Annotated in this window: 11 protein-coding genes; 7 read left to right on the forward strand and 4 right to left on the reverse strand. The window is 68.0% G+C overall.

Annotated elements, in window-relative coordinates:
* Positions 1–18: 18 nt before the first annotated feature.
* The 4 genes from ACFSGX_RS06025 to ACFSGX_RS06040 all read left to right on the forward strand — a co-directional run bounded on the left by ACFSGX_RS06025 (position 19) and on the right by ACFSGX_RS06040 (position 4731).
* Positions 19–1464 (forward strand): DUF1593 domain-containing protein, encoded by a 1446-nt coding sequence (locus ACFSGX_RS06025; protein WP_380928329.1) that lies wholly within the window; start codon positions 19–21, stop codon positions 1462–1464.
* A 240-nt stretch (positions 1465–1704) separates the two neighbouring features.
* Positions 1705–2916: a D-mannonate dehydratase ManD gene (gene manD / locus ACFSGX_RS06030; RefSeq protein WP_380928330.1), complete on the forward strand. Its 1212-nt coding sequence runs from the start codon at positions 1705–1707 to the stop codon at positions 2914–2916.
* A 23-nt stretch (positions 2917–2939) separates the two neighbouring features.
* Positions 2940–4205, forward strand: coding sequence for an MFS transporter (locus ACFSGX_RS06035; RefSeq protein WP_380929985.1), 1266 nt, complete (start codon positions 2940–2942; stop codon positions 4203–4205).
* A gap of 295 nt (positions 4206–4500) precedes the next feature.
* Complete coding sequence (locus tag ACFSGX_RS06040) at positions 4501–4731, forward strand: hypothetical protein (RefSeq protein WP_380928331.1); 231 nt, start codon at positions 4501–4503, stop codon at positions 4729–4731.
* Positions 4732–4906: 175 nt separating this feature from the next.
* Here ACFSGX_RS06040 and ACFSGX_RS06045 read toward each other — a convergent pair whose 3' ends face one another.
* Entirely contained in the window at positions 4907–8149 is a 3243-nt protein-coding gene (locus ACFSGX_RS06045; RefSeq protein ID WP_380928332.1) for a TonB-dependent receptor, read from the reverse strand.
* A 228-nt stretch (positions 8150–8377) separates the two neighbouring features.
* Here ACFSGX_RS06045 and ACFSGX_RS06050 point away from each other — a divergent pair, with 228 nt between their 5' ends.
* Together ACFSGX_RS06050 and galB are read left to right on the forward strand one after the other, a co-directional pair.
* Positions 8378–9133, forward strand: a complete 756-nt coding sequence (locus tag ACFSGX_RS06050; protein ID WP_380928333.1) for a FadR/GntR family transcriptional regulator — start codon at positions 8378–8380, stop codon at positions 9131–9133.
* Between the two features lie 105 nt (positions 9134–9238).
* Complete coding sequence (gene galB / locus ACFSGX_RS06055) at positions 9239–11971, forward strand: beta-galactosidase GalB (RefSeq protein ID WP_380928335.1); 2733 nt, start codon at positions 9239–9241, stop codon at positions 11969–11971.
* A gap of 81 nt (positions 11972–12052) precedes the next feature.
* Here the strand turns inward: galB and ACFSGX_RS06060 are convergent, their stop codons facing one another.
* Positions 12053–13930, reverse strand: coding sequence for an ABC transporter ATP-binding protein (locus ACFSGX_RS06060; protein WP_380928336.1), 1878 nt, complete (start codon positions 13928–13930; stop codon positions 12053–12055).
* Positions 13931–14040: 110 nt separating this feature from the next.
* A complete protein-coding gene (locus ACFSGX_RS06065) occupies positions 14041–15003 on the reverse strand; it encodes a glycerophosphodiester phosphodiesterase family protein (protein ID WP_380928337.1) in 963 nt (320 codons plus the stop codon).
* 219 nt (positions 15004–15222) lie between these two features.
* Here ACFSGX_RS06065 and ACFSGX_RS06070 point away from each other — a divergent pair, with 219 nt between their 5' ends.
* A complete protein-coding gene (locus ACFSGX_RS06070; RefSeq protein ID WP_380928338.1) occupies positions 15223–17784 on the forward strand; it encodes a TonB-dependent receptor in 2562 nt (853 codons plus the stop codon).
* Between the two features lie 60 nt (positions 17785–17844).
* On the opposite strand, the gene ACFSGX_RS06075 is transcribed toward ACFSGX_RS06070, so the two are convergent.
* A complete protein-coding gene (locus ACFSGX_RS06075; protein ID WP_380928340.1) occupies positions 17845–18948 on the reverse strand; it encodes an aldo/keto reductase in 1104 nt (367 codons plus the stop codon).
* Between the last annotated feature and the right edge of the window lie 44 nt (positions 18949–18992).

Below are 18992 nucleotides of genomic sequence, written 5' to 3' on the forward strand. Positions count from 1 at the left end.
GGACGGAGGGGATAGGCGATGAAGATCCGGTCATGGATCACGGCAAGCCTCACCGCCATCTCAAGTGCGGCAATTGGCCAGCCGACCGTTGCCCAGCCGACCACGCCGCATCCGCGCCTGATCGTGCTGACCGATATCGAGGCCGACCCGGACGATACGCAGTCGTTGATCCGGCTGCTGCTGTACGCGAACGAAATCGACCTGGAGGGGCTGGTGGCGACGACGTCGGTCCACCAGAAGGCACGGCTTGCGCCGGAATCCATCCGCCGGCTGATCGGCGAGTATGAGAAGGTCCGGCCCAATCTGGTGCGGCATGATCCGGGCTTTCCCACGGCGGACACCCTGTCGCGGATGATCGATACGGGTCAGCCGGGTTACGGCATGGCCGCGATCGGGCCGGGCAAGGATACGCCCGGATCGCGGCGGATCATCGCCGCGCTGGATCGGCGCGACGATCGGCCGTTGTGGGTCGCAGGCTGGGGCGGGCCGAACACGCTGGCGCAGGCGCTGCTGACCCTGCGGGCTACGCGGTCGCCGGCGGAGCTGAAGCGGCTGGTCGCCAAGCTGCGCCTCTATACCGTGTCGGACCAGGACGACAGCGGGCCGTGGATCCGTCGCGAATTTCCGGACCTGTTCTATATCGTCAGCCCGGGTGGCTACGGCGCGGCGACATGGAGCGGAATCAATACCGTCGTCGACGGCATCGACAACAGCACGATCTCCAACCCCTGGCTTGCCGCCAACATCCAGCAGGGGCGCGGTCCGCTGGGCGCGGCCTATCCCGATGTCGCGTACGGGATGGAAGGCGATACGCCGACGTTCCTCGGGCTGATCCCGAACGGTTTGAACATGCCCGACCGGCCGGACTGGGGCGGGTGGGGCGGGCGCTACACGTTGCGCATGCCGGCGCGCGCGGAGCTCGATCCGACGGGGTTCAACGGCGGCGTGCCGGTGCCGGCAGAGACCCGGCCGATCTGGACGAACGCCATCGACACCGTCACGCCGGTGGTCGTGAACGCCTATGGCCGGGCGACCAAGCCGATGGAGCGCAGCTACCGGGGGTTTCGCGAGACGTTGTGGCGCTGGCGAGACGATTTCCAGAACGATTTCGCGGCGCGGATGCAGTGGACGTACAGGACGCCGGGCGACGTCAATCACCCGCCGGTGGTCGTGCTGCCCCATTCGGATCGGCTTGCTGTCCGGTCGGGTGCCACCGTCCAGCTGAGCGCGCTCGGCACGCGCGACCAGGATGGCGACAGCCTCAGCTATCGCTGGTTCCAGTATCGCGAGGCGGGGACCTGCGGCGATATTGCGCTGTCGAGCACGGAGAATCTCTATGAGCGCAGCTTTCGGGCGCCTCCGGTCACGCGGACCTGCGACGCGCATTTCGTGCTGGCCGTCACCGATCGCGGCACGCCACCGCTGACCCGGTATCGCCGGGTGATCGTGACCGTCGGGCCGTAGTTGGCAGCCGGGAAGGGCGCTGCGCCATGGGTCGGCATTGACAATTAGGGCACGGGATAGGCAGGGTGGTACTCAGCAGGTGTCAGACAGCAATTTGGATGCTGTCGGCCGGGGTGGAGGGTTCGGCAGGCAGGATGGCGACCGAACCCGCATTGCCGCTTCGCCACCGTCCGGATTCAGAACCGGCTCGCGTTCGCCCGGCCATCGCCAGCGCTCCGTTCGATAGAGATTGAAGAGATCATGCCCAGGATCGTCAACGCCCGCGTCATCGTCACATGCCCGGGGCGCAATTTCGTCACGCTGAAAATCGAGTGCGACGACGGGACGACGGGTGTCGGCGATGCCACGCTCAACGGGCGCGAGCTGTCGGTGGCGAGCTACCTGACCGATCATGTCGTGCCGTGCCTGATCGGGCGCGATGCGCACCGGATCGAGGATGTCTGGCAGTATCTGTACCGAGGGGCTTACTGGCGGCGCGGACCGGTGACGATGACCGCGATCGCGGCGGTCGACACCGCATTGTGGGACATCAAGGGCAAGCTGGCCGGGATGCCGGTCTACCAGTTGCTCGGCGGGGCGAGCCGTGAGGGCGTGATGGTGTATTGCCACGCCAACGGCACGACGATCGACGACACAATCGCGGTGGCGCGGAAATATCAGGCGCAGGGTTACAAGGCGATTCGCATCCAGTGCGGCGTACCCGGCATGGCGTCCACCTACGGCGTGGCGAAGGGCGACCAGCCCTATGAGCCCGCCGATGGCGACCTGCCGACCGAGGCGGTCTGGAACACCAGCCGCTACCTGCGCGTGGTGCCCGAACTGTTCGCCGCGGCGCGCGAAGCGCTGGGCTGGGACGTCCACCTGCTGCACGACATCCATCACCGACTGACGCCGATCGAGGCGGGGCGGCTGGGCAAGGATCTGGAGCCCTATCGCCCGTTCTGGCTGGAGGATGCGACGCCGGCCGAGAACCAGGAGGCGTTCCGTCTGATCCGTCAGCACACCACCGTGCCGCTGGCGGTGGGCGAGATCTTCAATTCGATCCACGATTGCCGAGAGCTGATCCAGAACCAGCTGATCGACTATATCCGCACCACCGTCGTCCATGCCGGCGGCCTCACGCATCTCCGCCGGATCGCGGCGCTGGCGGACCTGTATCAGGTGCGGACCGGCTGCCACGGCGCGACCGACCTGTCGCCGGTCTGCATGGCCGCCGCGCTGCATTTCGGGCTTTCGGTCCCGAACTTCGGGATCCAGGAGCATATGCCCCATACGGCCGAGACGGACGCGGTGTTTCCGCACGCGTACAGCTTCGCGGACGGCATGATGCATCCGGGCGACGCGCCGGGGCTGGGCGTCGACATCGACGAGGCACTGGCCGCGGGTTACGAATATAAGCGTGCCTTCCTGCCGGTGAACCGGCTGGAAGATGGCACGATGTACAATTGGTGAGCATCGCCGCACCGCCCGCCGACATGGTCGAGAAACCGCGTGGCAAGGTGCGGTGGATCGTCTGCGCGCTGCTGTTCGCTGCGGTCGCGCTGAGCTACATCGACCGGCTCGTCCTGCCGACGCTGAAGCCCGAGCTCCAGTCGCGCTACGGCTGGAGCGAGCAGGGCTATGCCAATCTCGCGATCGCGTTCCAGGCCGCCTACGGCATCGCCTATGTGCTGTTCGGGCGGTTCGTCGACCGGGTTGGGGCGAAGATCGGCTACGCGGTCGCGGTGACGCTCTGGACGATCGGTCATGTCGCGCACGCGCTGTTCACCAGTGCCGGCATGATGATCTTCGCGCGGATCCCGCTCGCGATCGGGGAGGCCGGCGCGTTTCCGGCGGCGCTGGCGGCGGCGAACGAGTGGTTTCCGCAACGCGAACGCGCGCTGGCAATCGGGATCTTCAACGCCGGATCGAATGTCGGCGCGATCCTGACGCCTTTGGTGGTGCCGATCATCGCGGTCACGTTCGGGTGGCGGATGGCGTTCATCGCGACGGGCGCGCTGACCGTTATCTGGCTGTTCGCGTGGCTCGCTTTCTACCGCAGCCCGCGGCGGCACCCGCGCGTCACGCCCGAGGAGCTGGCGTGGATCGAGGCCGACCCCGTGCCGGCGGCCCGCCCGGTGCGCTGGCGCACGCTGCTCGGGCTGCGCCAGACGTGGGCCTATATGCTCGGCCGGTTCCTGATCGACCCGGTCTGGTGGACGTTCCTGTTCTGGCTGCCCGACTTCTTCAATCGGCAATATGGCGTGAAGATGCTCGATTTTGGTCCGCCGCTCGTCGCGGTCTACCTGCTGGCGGACGTCGGTTCGATCGGCGGCGGCTGGTTTTCGTCGCACCTGCTGGCGCGCGGGTTCAGCGCGAACCGCGCGCGCAAGACCGCACTGTTCGTCTGCGCGCTGTTCGCGCTGCCGATCATCTTTGCGGCGCAGGCGCCGGGGCTCTGGTGGGCGGTCGCCGCAATCGGCCTCGCCTGTGCGTGCCACCAGGGGTTCTCGGCAAACGTGTACGCCATCCCGGGTGATCTCTTCCCGCGCGGCATGGGCGGGTCGGTCATCGGGCTGGGCGGGCTCGCCGGCGCGCTGGGCGGCATGTTGATGGCGAAGTTCGCGGGCACGATCCTGGCTGGGGTGGGCAGCTACGGACCGATCTTCGCGGTCGCGGGGGTGGCCTATCTGCTGGCGTTGCTCGTCATCCACCTGCTCGTGCCGCGCTATACGCCTGTCGATCCGCACGCGCTTGCCTGACCTGTCCGTTCGGCCGGGATAACCACCGGGTGTTCCGCGGCCGCCGGGCCGGGCGATGACGAGGCGGGCCGTCGACGGTCCCGCGACGCCCGTCCCCGGCGGCAAGCTTCATTTCGAGGCTCTGGCGGACTGCGAGGGACAGCGGCGCTGCTGATTGCCGCATCTCATATCCAGGGCATCACGGTTCGGTTCGACGCCGCGCGTCTGCCGTTGCCGCATGCCTATCTGGCGGTGGATTGCTTCTTCGCTTTGTAGGCTCTGTCGTTGGCTATGGCTAGGCCGATCGCGGGGATGGATGTCGACGCGGCAGCTCCTGATCAGCGGTCTGATCCGGCTGCATCCGCTCGTGATCCTAGGCGCGGTGCTGGGGCTGCTGAGCTACTGTGCCGATCCGTTCGCGGGCGACCGGCAAGGCGCGTCCACGATCCTGATCGGCTTCGCGTTCGTCGCCGCGTTGTTCGCCCTGCCGGCTGCGCCGCTGGCCAATCGGCTGGGCGCCAGTCACTCGCTGAACGCGCCCGCCTGACACTCTTTCAGAAGCACATCGGCAGTCTGGCCTATGCGCTCGTGCTGCGGAAACACGGCATGCGCGCGCTGGCGATGGTTGCGCTGGCCACGCCCTTCGACCCAGCGGACGACGGGCAAAAAAAGGGCCGGTCGCGGACGACCGGCCCATCAGGGGAGGGGAACCGTTTAGAGGGTCAGAAGCGGCCGCGAATACCGACCAGGACCGTTCGGCCGGGGTTGTATTCGTTGAAGGTCGCGTTCGGGAACTGGAAGTAGGAGCTTTGCGCTTCCTTGGTGATGTTGATCACGTTCACGACGACCGTCGGCAACAGGTCGTTGCCCAGAATCTTGCCGAGATCGATGTTGCCGGAGAAGTCGAGCTGCGCATAGTCGCGGCCGATGATGGCGGCGGCGGGCAGGCCGTTCTGGTTGAGACCGGACTGCACCGAACCCTCGTTATAGGTATAGGTCAGCCGGGCGGACAGGCCGTTGCCTTCGTAATAGCCGGTCAGCGTGTAGGTGGTGGGCGCGACGCCGAGCGCCACCGCGGGGGCGCCGGTGCCTTCGCCCTTCTGATCGATCATCGTCAGGTTGCCCTGCACGCCGAACCCTTCGACGCCGATGAAGCGGGTCAAGAAATCGAGCGGCTGGGTGACCTGGAACTCAAGCCCGTTCACCTTCAGCTTGCCGTCGGAGTTGACCTGCTGCTGGATCTGGATCGGCACCTGTTCCGGCGCGACGCCGGCCGGACCCGCGCGGTCGATCAGCGCCTGCTGCTGCGCCTGCGTCAGCGAGGCGAAGGTGATGCCGAACGGTTCGAGCGTGGCGAACGGCACGGTGGTGAGACCGTTGACCGTGAAGCCGGTGATCGATTTGCGGAATGCCGCGAACGCGATCACGCCTTCGCCTCCGGTATAATATTCGAACCCGAGATCGATATTGTCCGAGATATACGGGTTCAGCGCGTTGTTGCCGAGCGTGCCGACATCGGCCGAGGGCGAGGTGAACGACGCACCGGGCAGCAGCTGGTTCGGATCGGGCCGGGTCATGGTGCGCGAGACCGAGGCGCGGGCGACGGCCTTGCGTCCGAAGTTGTAGGCGACGCTCGCCGAGGGCAAGTAGTTGGAATAGAGCCGGTCGGTCTGCGTGAAGTTGACGAGCGTGGGGTAGCAGGAGCCGTCGAGCGCGAACGTCGGGCTGACGCCCGGGCAGGTCACGCCGTTGCGGACGTTGCGCGGATCGGGAATGGTCGTGCGACCGCCGACTTTCTGCAGTGTCCGGACATAGCGGACGCCGCCGTTCAGCCGGACCGTGTCGCCGCCGTCGCCGACGTCGAAATTGCCGTTCGCCTCGATGAAGGTGCCGGTCACCTTTTCGCGGATCAGGCCACCATTGGCGCCGCTGCTGCCCGAGCCGGTCTCGGTCGCGCCGGCGAGCAGGGTGTCATAGTTGGTCGCGGCCTTGAACTTGTCCCAGTCCACCGTGATGTAGCCGTTGCTACCCGGCAGCAGATAACCCGCCAGAGCGGCGGTCGGCACGACCGAACCGGCATAGACCAGCGGCGCGCCACCGGCGCTGAAGCCCGTGCCGTAACCGGCATAGGTCGGGTAGCCCGCGGGGGCGGCGGTGCCGGGCTGGTTGGCGCCATCGCAAAGCGGCTGACGGTTAGGGCCGGGCAGCACGACGCTGGGGTTGTTGCCGCAGACTGCGGCCTGCCACGGATTGGTGTTGTCGAACGGTGTGATCCGGCGCGACGTATCGTCATAGGCGGCGCCGACGCGGACGCTGAACCGCTCGGCATCGCCGAACAGCAGGCTGCCACGGATGCCCTTGGTCTCGGTGGAGCGTTCCTCGCCGTTGAGGTTCAGGCGACCGCCGCCGGCCCAGCCGAACGAAGCGGGATTGTTCAGATCGACGTTGCTCTGGATGTCCGGAATGCCGCCGTCATTGGTGTAGTTCACCGTCACGCCACTGCTCGGCGGCGTGATGACCAGCACGGTCGGGCTTTCGCGGCGGAACTTGCTCTTGGTGTAGTTGAGCTGGAAATCACCCTTGATGGCGTCGTTCAGAATGAACTCGGCACCCGGATTGACGACCCAGTAGTCCTGACGATCGCGGTACGGGCGATATTCCAGGAAGAATTGCGAGTTGGCGTAGGTGCCGCCGGTGACGGTGCAGCCTACGGTGCAGTCGGTGTTGTCGTAGGTCGTGTTGAGCGGGATCACCGCGCCGTTGCGGACCGACCAGGCCATCGACGTGCGCGTGAAGTCGGTCTTGCGATTGGCGTACATGCCGTCGACGTAGAAGTGGAACGCATCGCTCGGCCGCCATTCGAGCGAGACCAGGCCGTTGTAGCGCGTGCGTTCGCCGATCTCGGTCCGCGGGCGGCCGAGGCGGGGGAGCAGGCCGTTGTCGATCTGGTCGATCGTGGCACCCGGGTTTTGCGCGAGCAGGAAGCCCTGGTTGATCGGCGTGCCGGTCACGAGGCCGTTGCCGGCATTGGCCGGGACGGTGCCGGGGATGGTGAAATTGCCGCCGCCGGTCGCGTTCGCCGCACCGCTGACACGCTGGGCGGAGGTCAGGTTCGGGTTGGTCCAGCCGATGGTTTCGAACCCGTCGACCTGAAACCGGTTCTTGACCGCAGCACCGCCAACCAGCACGCCGAAGTCGCCGAACGTGGCACTGGCGAGTGCGTAGCCGCGATAGCCCCATTTGTCGGCGAGGCTGACCTTCGACCCTTGCAGACCGTAGCTGATGTAGGGCTTCGGATTGTCGAACGGGCGTGCGGACCGCAGGTTGACGGTGCCGGCGGCGCCGCCCTCGACCTGGCTGGCGGTGGGCGACTTGCTGACTGTCAGCTGGGTGAAGAGTTCGGTCGGGATCAGGTCGAGATCGACCTCGCGGTTGGTGGACTGCGCATCGAACCGGACCGATGCGATCGCGACGGGGGCACCGTTGAGCAGGACGCGCGTGAAGTTCGTGCCGAGCCCGCGGATCGCGACGTTCGATCCTTCGCCGGTGACTTCGCGGCTGATCGTGACGCCGGGAATGCGGTTGACCGATTCTGCGATGTTCGTGTCGGGAAACTTGCCGATATCCTCGGCGAAGATCGTGTCGGTGAAGCCGATCGAGTTGCGCTTTGCGTTCGTCTGGCTTTCCAGCGAGGCGCGGTAGCCGGTGACGACGATGTCCTGGTTGCCGGTGGCGGAGGGATCGGCCGGGGCCTGCGCGGTTCCGTCGATCGCGGTCGGCGCGGTCTGGCCGGCACCGTCCTGCGTCGCGGCGGGTGGGCTGTCCGCGCTGGAAGACGAGGAGGCGGTTGGCGCGGGCGGTGCGGCCGGGGCCGTCCCGGTCTGCGCCATGGCCGGCCAGGCGGTGGTGGCCATCAAGAGCGTCGACACGGCACCGGCGCGACGCAAACCACTCAGCGACTTCATCTGTAATCCTCCCCAAACGCGGCTGTTCTGCGACGCCGCTGTCCTGATGACAGCGTGCTAGGGGCGGCATGGTCGGCCGGTCAAGATGGTATATGTCGGTCCAATTCATTTTATTTCGGGTGTGATATGTATGGCACGTGGCCTGCACCGATGGTTCGGGGACGATTTGATCTGGCGAGGATCATGCGATTCATGCTTCACGTTCGCGGACGGCGACGAGGGTAGACGATGATCGGCCAGGAAAAGCTTTATCGACGCATCAGTGACGCGATCCTCACCCGGCTTGCCGCCGGAGAGTTTCCGATCGGCAGCCGCCTGCCGACCGAGCGGAAGCTGGCCGATGCCTATGGCGTGAGCCGTGCGTCGGTGCGGGAGGCTGTGGTGGCGCTCGAGATGATCGGCGTGCTCGAACTGCGCAAGGGTTCGGGCATCTATGTCGTTTCGCTCGGTGCGAACGAGGAGGTCGAGACGCTCGATATCGGTGCGTTCGAGCTTCTGGAGGCGCGCCGCGGGATCGAGGCGGAGGTGGCGGCGCTGGCCGCCGTGCGCCGCAGCGACGACGATCTGGCCGAGCTGGAACGGCTGATCGCGGTGATGCGCGAGCCTGATGTGACCGTTAGCGAACAGGCCGATCGCGATTTCCATTTCGCGCTGGCGGGCGCCACCGGCAACCGCGCGATGACGGCGGTCGTGACCGACCTGTGGGCGATGCGGGAGCGCTGCCTGCTGGCGCGGACGATCCACCAGCGTGCCCGTGGCGGCGGGGAGGATCGGCGGGCGGCCGAGCACGATGCGGTGCTGGCCGCGGTGCGCGCGCAGGACGCGGACGGCGCCCGCGTCGCGATGCGCCACCATCTGGAAGCGGTGATCGAGCATCTGCTCGTGATGACCGAGAATGAGGAATTCGAGGCGGTTCGCCGCCGGATCGCCAGCCGGCGTTCGCACATTCTGGGCGCGGATGCCGTGATGAGCGACGCGCGCTAGCTTTCGAAGTTCGCCCGCATCGGATCGGGCGATGGTGGAAAACAATTGCCTTGCCACCCGTTCCTTCTAGATTGGTCTGACAAAAAAGCAGGTAGGGGCAGACCGATGGGATCGTTTCGACGTGGGTGGACCGCAGGGATCGTCGGTTCCCGGTTCGCGACGACGGCCCGTCTCGCGCCGCGCGTCGCCTGGATCGTGACGGTTGCCGCGGTCGCCGCGTCGCCTGCGCAAGCCCAGCGGGCCCGGGTTTCGATCAACGACGGGTGGAAGTTTCACCGCGGTGACCCGGCCGGCGTCGGCGCGGACCTGCGCTACGAAGTGCTGCCCGAACTGAAGCTGCGTCCCGACGGTGCCGATTTCGATGCCGGGGTGATGGACGATTCCGACACGGCGGTGCGCAAAGGCGTGCTGCGCCCGTATATCTTGCCGAGCGGCAACGCCTTCATCCGGGACCCGGCGAAGCGCCATGCCCGACCGACCGGCAATCCCGGTGGCGACGTGTCTTACGTCAAGGACGGTTTTGACGATGCCGGTTGGCAGTCGGTGACGCTGCCCCATGACTGGGCGATCGCCGGTCCGTTCATTGCCGAGGGCCCCTATGGCGGCATGGGCCGGCTGCCGAGCTGGGGGGCCGGCTGGTATCGCCGGAAGCTCGTTGTCCCAGCGACGGATCGCGGTCGATCGGTGTTCCTCGATGTCGACGGTGCCATGTCCTATGCGACGGTGTGGTTGAACGGCAAACTCGTCGGCGGCTGGCCCTACGGGTATAATAGCTGGCGGCTCGATTTGACGCCGTACGTCGTGCCCGGTGGCGACAATCAGCTTGCGATCCGGCTGGACAATCCGATGGAGTCGTCCCGCTGGTATCCGGGCGGCGGCATTTATCGGAACGTGTGGCTGACCACCGCCGATCCGGTTCACGTCGCGCAATGGGGCACGAAGGTCACGACGTCGGACGTCTCCGCACGGCAGGCGCAGGTCGCGCTGGCGTTGACCGTCGAGAACCTCGCGTCCGCCGGGGCCAGCGTCGTCGCCGAGACCGCGATCTTCGCGATCGATGCGGCCGACCGGCGGCTGGGCGGCGCGGTGGCGCGGATCGCGCCCGCGACGGTCGTTATCGGGGCCGGCGGAACCGCCAGCATCAGTGGGACGACGACGATCCGCAACCCGCGGCTGTGGGGGCCGCCGCCGACGCAGGTGCCCAATCGCTATGTCGCGGTCACGACGCTGCGCCGTGGCGGGCGGGTGATCGACACGTACGAGACGCGCTTCGGCGTGCGTGCGCTGACGTTCGATCCCAATCGCGGCGTGATCGTTAACGGCGAGCATGTGATGCTGAACGGCGTCAACCAGCACCATGATCTGGGTGCGCTGGGCGCGGCGTGGAACGACCGCGCGGCCAAGCGCCAGCTCGACATCCTGGCCGACATGGGCGTCAACGCGATCCGCATGGCGCATAATCCGCCCGCGCCCGAACTGCTCGACATGACCGATCGCATGGGCTTCCTCGTGATGGACGAGGTGTTCGACGTGTGGGAGCGGCGCAAGACGCCGTTCGATACGCATCTGATCTTCAAGGACTGGCACGAGCCCGACCTGCGCGCGATGATGCGGCGCGACTTCAACCATCCGTCGGTCATCATGTGGAGCATCGGCAACGAGGTCGGCGAGCAATATGGCGGGCGCGGAGCGGCCGTCGCGCGCGAGGTCATGACGATCGCGCATCAGGAGGACGCCACCCGCCCCGTGATGGGATCGATGAACGTCGCGGCACCGGGATCGGATTTCGCCAGCACGTTCGATGCGATCGCACTGAACTACCAGGGTGCGGGCGTGCGGACGAAGCTGCCGACCTTTGCCGGGTTCCGCGCGAAGCACCCGGACAAAGTCATCTTCAGCTCCGAAAGTGCGGCCGCCTACAGCAGTCGCGGCGACTATCAGTTCCCGGTCCCCGGCGGGATCAGCAACCCGGTCCGGCCGGGCGTGGGCGGCGACGAGACGACGCATCAGGTCAGCGCCTACGAACTGTTCGCGGCCGATTTCGGTGGGACGGCGGACCGGACCTGGGCGGCGCAGGACCAGAACCCAACCGTCGCCGGCGAGTTCGTCTGGACGGGCTTTGATTATCTCGGCGAACCGGCGCCTTATTATAGTTCGCGCAGTTCGTATTTCGGGATCGTCGATCTGGCCGGTTTTCCGAAGGACCGTTTCTGGTTGTACAAGGCGCGGTGGCGGCCGGACGTGAAGTTCGTGCATGTCCTGCCGCACTGGAACTTCGCGGGGCGGGAGGGGCAGGTGACCCCGGTCCACGCCTTCACGTCCGCGGACGAGGCCGAGCTGTTCGTCAACGGCAAGTCGCAGGGGCGGCAGAAACGCGCGCCGTTCGCCTATCGCTTCCGCTGGGACTATGTCCGTTACGAGCCCGGCGATATCAAGGTCGTCACCTGGAAGGACGGCAAGCCCTGGGCGGAGGAGACGGTGCGGACCACCGGCGCGCCGGTGCGGATCGCAGCGGCCGCCGATCGGACGTCGATCGCCGATGACGGCAAGGACCTGGCGTGGGTCAGCGTCGTGCTGAACGATGCGCGTGGCGGGTTCGTGCCGCGCGACCAGCGTATGGTGCGCTTCACGATCGAGGGGCCGGGCGAGATCGTCGCGACCGACAACGGTGACCCGACCGACTTCGTCGCGTTCCCGTCGGCGGCTCGCAAGCTGTTCAACGGCCGCGCCATCGCGATCGTGCGAGCGGTCCCCGGCAAGCGCGGGGCGATCCGCGTGCGGGTGGCGGCCGACGGGCTACCGGACGCAACCGTGCAGATCGCGTCGCAGAAGAAGTGAATCGAGGCAGCCTGCAAGCGGAGGGGTGACAGATCTGCCGCGACGGATTTTCCCCTTCGCCATCCTGTCAGGGCGGGCAAATCAACGGTAGCCGGCCGCCTGCAGCTCGAACAATTCCGCGTAGCGGCCGCCGGCGGCGAGCAGCTCGGTATGCGTTCCGGACGCCTCGACGCGGCCGTTGCCGAGCACCAGGATGCGATCGGCCATACGGACGCTGGAGAAGCGGTGCGAGATCAGGACCGCGGACCGCCCCGCGCTCAGTTCGCGGAACCGCTCGAACACCTCATACTCGGCGCGCGCGTCGAGTGCGGCGGTCGGTTCGTCGAGGATCAGCACCTCGGCATCGCGCATGTAGGCGCGGGCGATCGCCATTTTCTGCCACTCGCCGCCCGACAGGTCGACGCCGTTGCGGAAGCGCTTGCCGATCATCTGGTCGTAGCCGTCCGGCAGCTTGGCGACGACGCCGTCCGCCAGCGCGGCCGTGGCGGCGGCCTCGATCCTCTGGCGATCGCCGCGCGCCTCGATCCGGCCGACCGCGATATTGTCGGCGGCCGGCAGGTTGTAGCGCACAAAATCCTGGAAGATCACGCCGATCGCGGAGCGCAGCGCGTCGAGATCATAGTCGCGCAGGTCGCGGCCATCGAGCAGCACGCGGCCCTCGACGGGATCGTAGAGCCGGGCGAGCAGCTTCACGAGCGTCGTCTTGCCGGCGCCGTTCTCGCCGACCAGTGCCAGCACCTCGCCGGGTGCGAGCGTGAAGGACAGATGGCGCACCGCCCAACGCTCTGCGCCCGGATAGCGGAAGCCGACATCCTCGAACACGAAGCCCTGACGGACGGGGTGCGGGAAGGGGAGGGCGTCCGCCGGTGAGGCGATCCCCGGCACGGTCCGCAGGAAGGAGAACAGGTCGTCGATGTAGAGCGCCTGGCCCGCGGTCGACGAGAAGCCGGTCAGCAGCCCTTCGAGGAGGCCGCGCAGCCGCAGGAACGAGGCGGCGAGGAAGGTGAGGTCGCCGATCGACAGCGATCCACTGACCGCGCGCCAGGCGATATAGGCATAGGCGGCGTAGTAGGCGATCGTCCCGAGGGCGGCGAAACCTGAGCCCCAGAGCGCGCGGCGCAACGCCAGTCGGCGGCTGGCCGCGTAGGTATCACGCGAGATTGTGCGGTAGCGATCGATCAGAAACGCGCTGAGGCCGAAGATCTTGACCTCCTTGGCGGTGTCCGCGCTGGCGGCGACCTGGCGGACATAATCCAGTTCGCGGCGCTGGGGCGTGCGGACGTAGCTGAGCGCGTAGCTGAGTGCGTTGAAGTGCGCTTCGCCGAGGAACGAGGGGACGAGCGCGACGGCGAGCAGGACCATCAGCCAGGGCGCGTAGACCACCAGGCCGGCGGCGAAGCTGGCGACCGTGACGATGTCCTGCGCCTGCCCGAACAGCTGGCCCATCAGCGACATGCGGCCGCTCGCCTGCATCCGCGCGCGGTCCATGCGATCCTGGAACGCGGCGTCCTCGAAGTCGGCGAGGTCGAGCGTGGCCGCGTGTTCCATCAGGCGGACGCTGGCGTCGTTGCTGACCCGGTCCGACAGCAGGCCGTCGACCAGCGAGACCACCCGGCCGAGCAGGTCGGAGGCGACGGCCAGCGCGAACTCCGCCGCTAGGAGGATTTCGAGGCGACCGAGGAGCCCGGAGCTTAGCCACGCGCCGAGGCCCGTCGGGCGATCGACAAGCTGGGTGAGGTGGACGACCTCGTCGATGATCAGCTTGCCCACGAACAGCGTCGCGATCGGCAGCAGCGCGCGGACGAGCCGCACCGCAAGCGTGGTCGCGGTCAGCAGCCGGCTGGTGCGCCACACCATGGCGAGGAACGGCGGCAGGTTCCGCAGCGCGCCCAGCCGCTCGCGCCAGGTGGTGGGCCGGGGCGGCGGGCTGCCGCGGCTGGGTCTGACGCCGTCGGCCATCTAGAGCATCCCCAGCCGCGTGAGGCCGAGCTGTAAAGGCCGGGCAAAGGTCGTGATCCGCATGCCGTCGTCCTTACCCGCCACGGGCGGGGACGCGTAACGGATTCACCCTAGCGGGCAGCCGCCGCCGGGACGCGGGACGCGGTGCCGGCTTCGTAGGCGATCAGGGCCTCGGGATTGTCGGTCTGGATCATCGACACGCCGAGCCGCCGGATACTGCCCCAGACCCGTGCCGGATCGGCGAGCGCCTGATTGTCGCCGCCAAGCTCGGCGATATAGCCGTTGTCGAGCGTGTTGAGCCACAGGCGGATCCGGTTCTTGCGCGCCATTTCGGCCAGTGCCGGCATGATCGCGGGGGACAGCCGCGGCAGTTCGAAGCCGATCGGCTTGCGCGAACCCGACAGCTGGATCCGCGCGACGTCGAGCAACTGCCGTTCGTCGCCCGAGAAGCGCAGGATCGGCATGAACGGCACGAGGTTGAACGGTTGCATCGGGGTGAGCGGCTTCGACTGGTCGCCTGCGGTCGTCTTGACGATCACCCCGTCCTGCGCGCCGGCGCGGATCACCGCGTCGATGACTTCGGCATGGATCGCGTCCTTGATGTCCAGGTTGAGGACGATCCGGCCCTTCGCATGGGCCAGCATCTCGTCCAGCGTGACGATGTGCGCATCGGTGACGGGGGCGGCGGTACCGCCCAGGTCGGCGCGCAGCCGGACCTTGCGCAGCTGCGCCAGGGCCATGGTCGCGACGAGCCCGGTGCCGTCCGTCGTGCGATCGAGTGTCGCATCGTGGATCATCACGAGGCTGCCGTCGACGCCGCGGCGGACGTCGGTCTCCATCACGTCGACGCCGAGCGCGACGCAGTTGTCGAGCGCGGCCAGCGAGTTTTCCGGTGCGCTGGCCAGCTTGTGCGCGGGGGCCGCGGCGTGGCAGCCGCGATGCGCGACCACGACGAGGCCGCCGTTAGGATCGGCGATCTTGCGGTGGATCGCGACGACGCGGTCGGCGGTCCTGGCATTGGCAGCGGCAGGGGCGGCCAGTGCGGCGAGCAGGGCGAGGAGCGGAATGACCATGAGCGGCAGCCTTACCGGAAGCGGGGCGTGAAGCGAACGGTGAACCGACACGTCGTCGGCACGGATCGGCTGTCCGTCAACGGGTCGCGGTTCGGCCCGAACCGGCAAGGCCTGGTTCTGCGGGGTTTGGCGGGACAACGACAGCGGTAATGATCGCATCGCTGGCAAGTATAGTTTCGATCAATTCAAAGATGTCGAGCGGCCCATTGCTCTTGTCCGATGCTGCGGTTAGCAATCGTGCGGCGCGAACGGGGGGCACCGGTGCGGAGCAACTCGGGGTTCGGGCGGGCATTGATGGTGGTGGGTGCGGTGGTCCCGGCCGCTCACGCGGCTTGCCAGGTCCCACCGGATGCACGTCCCGAGGCGGTGATTAGCGACGGCGATGTGGTGGTCATCGGTCGGCGCGGTGCGGTGCAGACCGACCTGCAGCCGGTGGCGACGCTGGACAGCGCGGCAATCGCCGCGAGCGGGGCGACCTCGATCGCTGAACTGCTGCGCCCGCTGCGCGCCGTGACGCAGTCGGGCGACGGGCAGGAACCGATCTTCCTGCTGAATGCGCAGCGCGTGTCGGGATATCAGGATATCGGCAATCTGCCGCCCGAGGCGATCGAGCGGGTCGATGTGCTGCCCGAGCCGGTGGCGCTGCAATATGGCTATCCGCCTACGCGGCGGGTGGTGAACTTCATCACGAAGCGGCGATTCCGGCAGGTGGCGGTGAAGGCCGCGGCCGGCGGCACGACGCGCGGGGGTGGCGGCACCAAAAATGCGCATGTCGACCTGACCCGGCTGGCGAACGACCGGCGCCTGACGCTGTCGTTCGACGCGCGCCACACGGATAATCTGTTGCAGTCGCGGCACAACATCCGGCCGGATCCCGACGTGCCGTTCGATGCCCGCGGCAACGTGACCGGTCTGGGCGGCGAGATCGACCCCGGCCTGTCCGCGCTGGCCGGGCAGGTCGTGACGATCGCGCCCGTGCCGATCGCCCTGCCCGATCTGGCGGGGTTCGCCGCGGCGCCGAACCAGCCGCGGCTGTTCGATATCGCGCCGTTCCGATCGCTGGCACCGGCGAACGACACGATCCACGGCGAGGCGGTGCTGGCCGACCGGATCGGCCCGAAGCTGTCGGGTTCGGTGACGGTGACCGCCGACCATAGCCGCGACGTCACCCTGTTCGGACCCGCCGGCGCCACGCTGTTCGTGCCGGCCGACAATCCCTTTTCGCCCTTCGCCAACGACGTGCTGCTCCAGCGATACCTGGTCGAGGCGTCGCAGCTCCGTCAGCGGGTCGAGACGACGACGTTGCACGCGGGCGGGGTGGTGCGTGGCGCGGTGCGCGGGTGGCAGTGGGATTTGACCGGGACGGTCGATACGCAGCGCCGGGCCGGCGTCATCTTCAAGGGGATCGACGTTGCGGCCGCGAACGCGGCGATCGCGGCGGGTGCCGATCCGTTCCAGCCGTTCGCACCGGCACTGGTCGCCGATCAGCTGATCGACCGGACGGTGCAGACGACGCAGGGGGCGGGGGCCAAGCTGGTCGCGACCGGTCGTCCGCTGCGCGTGCCCGCCGGGCGGGTGACGGTGACCGGGACGGTCGAGACCGAACAGACGCGGACCGAGGGCGAGACGCGCGGCGCCGATCCTTATGCGGTGGCGTTCGGGCGCGGCCGGATCGAGGGGGCGGTGGCGGTCGACGTGCCGCTGGCGTCGCGGCGCGAGGCGTTCCTGCCATGGGCGGGGGAGCTGTCCGCCAACGCGTCGGGCACGGTGCGCCGGGTCGGACGGTTCGGGACGCTGGCGGACGCGACGCTGGGGCTCAACTGGTCGCCGGTCCCGCCGGTGCAGGTCCTCGTCCAGCTCAAGCAGTCGGGCACGGCGCCGACGCTCGACCAGCTTGCGGCGCCGCAGTCGAGCGCGCCGCAGGTATCGCTCTTCGATTTCGCGAACGGCCGGTCGACGCTGGTCACGCTGCTGGTCGGCGGCAACCCGGATCTGCTCGCCGAGCGTCGCCGCGTGCAGTCGATCGGCGCGACGATCAAGCCGTTCGCAGGCCGCGAGCTGCGGATCGGCGCGACGTACGAGACGACCCGGATCGCGAACGGCGTCCAGACGGTCTACGCACTGACGCCCGAGACCGAGGCGGGGCTGCCCGACCTGTTCGTGCGCGATGCCAACGGTGCGCTGTCGTCGGTGGCGTTCCGGCCGACGAACATCTTTCGCGAGCGGCAGCGGACGCTCAACATGACGTTGAGCGCCACCGGCCAGATCGGCCGCGCCAGGCCGCCGGCCACGCCCGGCGGTCCGCCGCCCGACCGGCCCAGCTTTTACGGCGGGCTGGGGCCGACGGTCCGGTTTTCGGACCGCGTAGAGCTGAGGCCGGGCGCGGGTACGCTGGACCTGCTGGCCGGCGATACGCTGTCTGGTTTCATCACGCCGCGGGTGGCGGGTTATGGATATGGCGGGATCAACTATCTGGGCAACGGCGGCACGTTCGATTTCTACTGTACGGGCCGGGCGCGGATCAGCGGGGCGGTGCCCGCGTCGACGCTGCGTTTCGCGCCGCTGTGCAAGGCGAACATGGGCTTCACGCTGAGCGTCCACCATTTCCTGTCGAAGCAGGACTGGGCCCGGAGTCTCGGCCTAAAACTGGACATCACGAACGTGACCGATGCGCGTCAGCGGGTCCGCGACCCCAGCGGGGCGGTGCCGTATCGCTACCAGCCCGACCTGCTCGATCCGCGCGGCCGCGTCGTGACGCTGTCGCTGCGCAAGCTGTTCTGATCCGGCCTCGTTGCTGCGCCTGGATCTCGGCATTGGCGTTCACGGTTCGACGGCACGTCCCTAGCTCCGGATATCCCCGCCACCGAAGACGATCTGGTTGCGTGCGGCCTGTTCGAACAGGCCGTAGAGGAACGGCAGGTTGCCGCCGCTGACCGCGTCGAGCGCGGCACGGTGTTCCGGCGGAAGCTGTAGACCGAGGGCGGCGACGTTGTCAGTGACCTGCTCTGCCCGGCTCACCCCCATCAGGGTCGATGCGACGCCCGGCCGCCCGACGACCCAGGCCAGCGCGACGCGCGCCGGCGTTTCGTCGATCGCCGTGGCGACGCGTTTCAGGACGTCGAGGATCTGCCAGTTGCGATCGGTGAACAGCGTGTCGCCGAACGGGTTGTCGCCATCGAGGCGCTTGTCGTCGGTGGGCCGCGCCGCGTCGCCCTGATTGGCTTGGTTGGGGACGCCGCCCGTGCGCTTCGGACCCGCCTCGACGGTGGCGCGGTCGTACTTGCCGGTCAGCAGGCCGTAGGCGAGCGGGCTCCAGGGAACGAGGCCCATGCCGGCCGAGCGCGCCAGCGGGAGATGCTCCGCCTCGACCCCACGTTCGACGAGTGAGTAGAAATATTGCAGGCCGATCGGGGCCGGATCGCCGCGGACCCGCGCCAGCGTCGCGAGTTCGGCGACATACCAGGCGGGGCTGTTGGAGAGGCCCCAATAGCGGATCTTGCCCGCCGCGACGAGGCCGGTCATCGTCCGCAACAGTTCCTCGGCCGGCGTGACGCCGTCCCAGACATGCACCCAGTACAGGTCGATGAAGTCCGTGCGGAGCCGGCGGAGCGATGCATCGACGGAGGCGAGGACGTGGCGCGCGCCGTGGCCGCCGGCATGATAGCCGCGGCCGGTGGCGAAGCCGGACTTGGTCGCGATGACGATCCGGTCGCGCGCGGATTGCGCGGCGACGAACGCGCCGACCATCTCCTCCGATCGGCCGCCGGCATAGACGTCGGCAGTGTCGATGAAATTGCCGCCGAGGTCCGTATAGCGATCGAACACGGCGCGGCTGCCGGCCTCGTCCAGCCCCCAGCGCGGCGTGCCGAAGGTCATGGTGCCGAGTGCCAGCGGGCTGACGAGCAGGCCGGAGCGGCCGAGCGGGCGATAGGTGTCGAGGTTCATGGCGGCGTCCTGCATGTTGTCGCCATGAGATGGACGAGAAGCGG

Origin of the sequence: Sphingomonas arantia, assembly GCF_042682045.1 — a bacterium.
GTDB lineage: Bacteria > Pseudomonadota > Alphaproteobacteria > Sphingomonadales > Sphingomonadaceae > Sphingomonas_R > Sphingomonas_R arantia.

What these genes read in the sequence shown, in the direction of transcription:
- ACFSGX_RS06025 (WP_380928329.1), top strand. Translation starts at nt 19, where the DNA reads ATGAAGATCCGGTCATGGATCACGGCAAGCCTCACCGCCATCTCAAGT.
- manD (WP_380928330.1), top strand. Translation starts at nt 1,705, where the DNA reads ATGCCCAGGATCGTCAACGCCCGCGTCATCGTCACATGCCCGGGGCGC.
- ACFSGX_RS06035 (WP_380929985.1), top strand. Translation starts at nt 2,940, where the DNA reads ATGGTCGAGAAACCGCGTGGCAAGGTGCGGTGGATCGTCTGCGCGCTG.
- ACFSGX_RS06040 (WP_380928331.1), top strand. Translation starts at nt 4,501, where the DNA reads ATGTCGACGCGGCAGCTCCTGATCAGCGGTCTGATCCGGCTGCATCCG.
- ACFSGX_RS06045 (WP_380928332.1), bottom strand. Translation starts at nt 8,149, where the DNA reads ATGAAGTCGCTGAGTGGTTTGCGTCGCGCCGGTGCCGTGTCGACGCTC.
- ACFSGX_RS06050 (WP_380928333.1), top strand. Translation starts at nt 8,378, where the DNA reads ATGATCGGCCAGGAAAAGCTTTATCGACGCATCAGTGACGCGATCCTC.
- galB (WP_380928335.1), top strand. Translation starts at nt 9,239, where the DNA reads ATGGGATCGTTTCGACGTGGGTGGACCGCAGGGATCGTCGGTTCCCGG.
- ACFSGX_RS06060 (WP_380928336.1), bottom strand. Translation starts at nt 13,930, where the DNA reads ATGGCCGACGGCGTCAGACCCAGCCGCGGCAGCCCGCCGCCCCGGCCC.
- ACFSGX_RS06065 (WP_380928337.1), bottom strand. Translation starts at nt 15,003, where the DNA reads ATGGTCATTCCGCTCCTCGCCCTGCTCGCCGCACTGGCCGCCCCTGCC.
- ACFSGX_RS06070 (WP_380928338.1), top strand. Translation starts at nt 15,223, where the DNA reads ATGCTGCGGTTAGCAATCGTGCGGCGCGAACGGGGGGCACCGGTGCGG.
- ACFSGX_RS06075 (WP_380928340.1), bottom strand. Translation starts at nt 18,948, where the DNA reads ATGAACCTCGACACCTATCGCCCGCTCGGCCGCTCCGGCCTGCTCGTC.